Source organism: uncultured Thiocystis sp., from assembly GCF_903866365.1.
Classification (GTDB): Bacteria; Pseudomonadota; Gammaproteobacteria; order Chromatiales; family Chromatiaceae; genus Chromatium.
Window position 1 is genome coordinate 1 of sequence record NZ_CAIPNF010000043.1, and the last position, 2969, is coordinate 2969.

The following is a 2969-nucleotide window of genomic DNA, read 5'->3' on the forward strand; positions in this document are numbered from 1 at the left end:
GCTCGCCTGCTCGACCGCCACGGCCGAGGAAACGGTCGGACCCTTCACCTGGGGCGCGGATCTGCGACTGCGCCAGGTCTACGTCGACAACGTCGGCCTGAACGCCGCCAGCCCCACCGCCGACCGCACCTTCCAGCGTTATCGCACGCGCCTCTGGGGTTCCTACGCCGTAAGCGATCAACTCTCGGCCAGCGCCCGGCTCATGTGGGAAGGGCGCCACTATCAGGATCCCAGCCCGTCGAACTACAGCTTCCCCGGCTTTGAACAGTGGTACAGCGGCGGCGTCCTCTTCGATCAGCTCACCATCGATGCCAAACGGATCGGCGGCCTGCCGCTCTCGGCCAAACTGGGCCGCCAGGACATCATCCTGGGCAACGGCTGGCTGGTGCTGGACGGTTCGCCCATCGACGGCTCGCGAAGCATCTATTTCGACGCCGCCCGCGCCACCTATGCCCTGGAATCGCTCGGCACCACGCTGGATCTGATCTACATCGACCAGAGCGCCGACACCGGGCGCTTCCCGCAAGCGCTGAACGGCGAGGTCGAGGACCAGACCGAACAGAACGAAACCGGCGCGATCCTCTATGCCCGCAACCAATCGCTGCTGAAAGACACCGTCCTGGACGGCTATTTCCTCTACAAGCACGACCGGGAGAACATCACCTCCGGCCCGCCGACCAACCTCCGCGTCAACAATGGCGCGCCCTTCCCCTCCCCATCCGACACCGGCGACATCTACGCGGCCGGGGCGCGCGCCGACGCCAAGCTCAACGCGCAGTTGGCGCTACGCGCCGAGACCGTCTACGAATGGGGCACCCGCAACCGGCGCGACCTCAGCGCCCTCGGCCTCAACAGCCGCCTGACCTTCAGCCTCAACGACCGACTGAAGAATCAGCTTCACGCCGACTTCGAATATCTCTCCGGCGACGACCCCGACAGCCGAAGCACTCAGGCGTTCGATCCGCTGTGGGGCCGCTGGCCGCAGTGGAGCGAACTCATGATCTATCAATGGCCGCTGGAGAGCCGCGTCGGCGAGGCCACTAACCTGACGCGCTTGAATGTCGGCTGGATCGCGCAGGTGCATCCCACCACTCAGATCCTGGTCGACTATCACGCGCTCTGGGCGAACGAGATGAGTACCCGCACCGCCGCCCAGATGGCGAACATCAGCGGCGAGGACGATTTTCGCGGACACCTCTTCACCGGCTGGGTCAAGACCAAGCTTAGCAAGCACGTCGCCGGACATCTGGTCGCCGAGTATCTGGCACCGGGGAATTACTACGCGGCGAGTCGGCGCGACGATTCGTTTTTTGTGCGGGCGGAGTTGAATTTGACTTGGTAGAGGTTCGCGCCGATCCGCTCGAAACCCACGGAAAGCGGCACCTGCGTAGGGGCGAATTCATTCGCCCCCGCATCTCCCTGAATGTCCGCGCGAAGGCGCCCGCGACGAAGACATCACCCGCCTGTCCCGATGCCTGTCGGTGCGGCCGAGGTCGCTTCGATCAAAATTCGATGTTATGAACCGCAAAGGCGCAAAGGACGCCAAGAAAAACAAAGGATTGTCATGCGCTGGTCAGTCACCCATTCGGTGCATGCACGCATCGAGGCAAGACATTGCAATCCTTTGCGTTCTTTGTGCTCATTGCGGTTCAACGACTCTTTTCAAGTTCAAGCCAGCAAGATCGCTGATCGCGCTGGGCACGGTTTAACAAGTGTCACAAAAATGAACGTCACAGAAATGTGACAGTTTTTCATGCTAAGCAATTGATATTTAATAAATGAGGAAATTCAAGGAGATTTTATCTGTAATATTTCTGTGACAGTCAGAGCTTGGCGCCTTAAGCCAGTCTTTGATTTTCAAGAATTTTATTCTTGGCGCATAAAATGCATGATTAAACCGCGCAAAGCTCTCAAGATCCGGCGTCTGGAAGTCCACGGATGACGCACGGTGACCCCGAACCCAATTGGCAAGCACTCGGAGAATTGAGTATTTCTACCGACTTGAGACTCGGGGAGGTTCGCGGTTAGGATTCAAGCGTCGGATGATTTCGGTTTATCGATGCGGCAAGACGTTGATTAAGGCTTATTGGTCGCGCCAGTTAATCGAAATGCTTGATTGAAAGAATTAACCGAAATTTTCACGATTTTTCCAATTTTTTCACTCGGAGTATTCACGATGACTATTGAAAACCACAATGTCAGAAATCGATCAGCGAAATCGTTAGCGATGGCTGCTCTATTATTTAGTGGCCTAGCTCTGCCAATTAGCTCAGTCTTTGCAACCACTTACAATCCAAATCAGGCTTACGAAGATCCAAAGAATGATCCGTTTTCTGGTGATCTGAATGGCTCTCCTTCGCTTGCCAAGTTTGAGTTTAATGGAAAGAAATGGGAGGATGGCAATTCTGATGGCAATTACATTTCAGCTTTTACTGTAACAGCAACTGAAACTAAAACAGAGGGCGGCAAAACAGAGTGGATCGCTGGAACATGGTCCTTTGACCCTTCTAAAGTGACTGGAATCTCATCATCTGATGTGTTGTTTCCAACAAAAATTGCAGTCAAATCCAAGGACTGGTTTTTCTTCGAGGTAACTGCTGGAACAACTAGCGGCACATGGTCCACCAAGGAATATTTAGGTGGCAAGGGGCTTTCTCACATCAGCTTCTACGACACTGGAACACCTGTGCCACTACCCGCTGCTGCTTGGCTCTTCGGCTCGGCCCTGATGGGCGTGGCTGGCATCGGCTACCGTCGCAAGTCCCAGGAAGCTTAAGCCCGCGTAGGTTGGGGTGAACGAGAGTGAACCCCAACATCCACGCATCGTCAGGCACGGATGCCGAACGGCAGACCCTCAACGTCCCTGGCCATTCGACCGGGGGCGTTTTTTTATTCCCCGCGCGGTGGCAGGTTGGGGTTCGTCCCTCACCCCAACAACACTATCCCCGTTGTCGTTGTCGTTGTCGAAC

2 protein-coding genes are annotated in these 2969 nt (G+C 56.2%); both read left to right on the top strand.

The genetic code is table 11. The features are described 5' to 3' along the window. Window positions 1-1342 (top strand): alginate export family protein (locus tag QZY07_RS02380; protein WP_295399500.1); only part of this gene is annotated, 1342 nt, incomplete at its 5' end. Between the two features lie 774 nt (window positions 1343-2116). Next, entirely contained in the window at window positions 2117-2776 is a 660-nt protein-coding gene (locus QZY07_RS02385; protein ID WP_295399501.1) for a VPLPA-CTERM sorting domain-containing protein, read from the top strand. Window positions 2777-2969 lie beyond the last annotated feature (193 nt).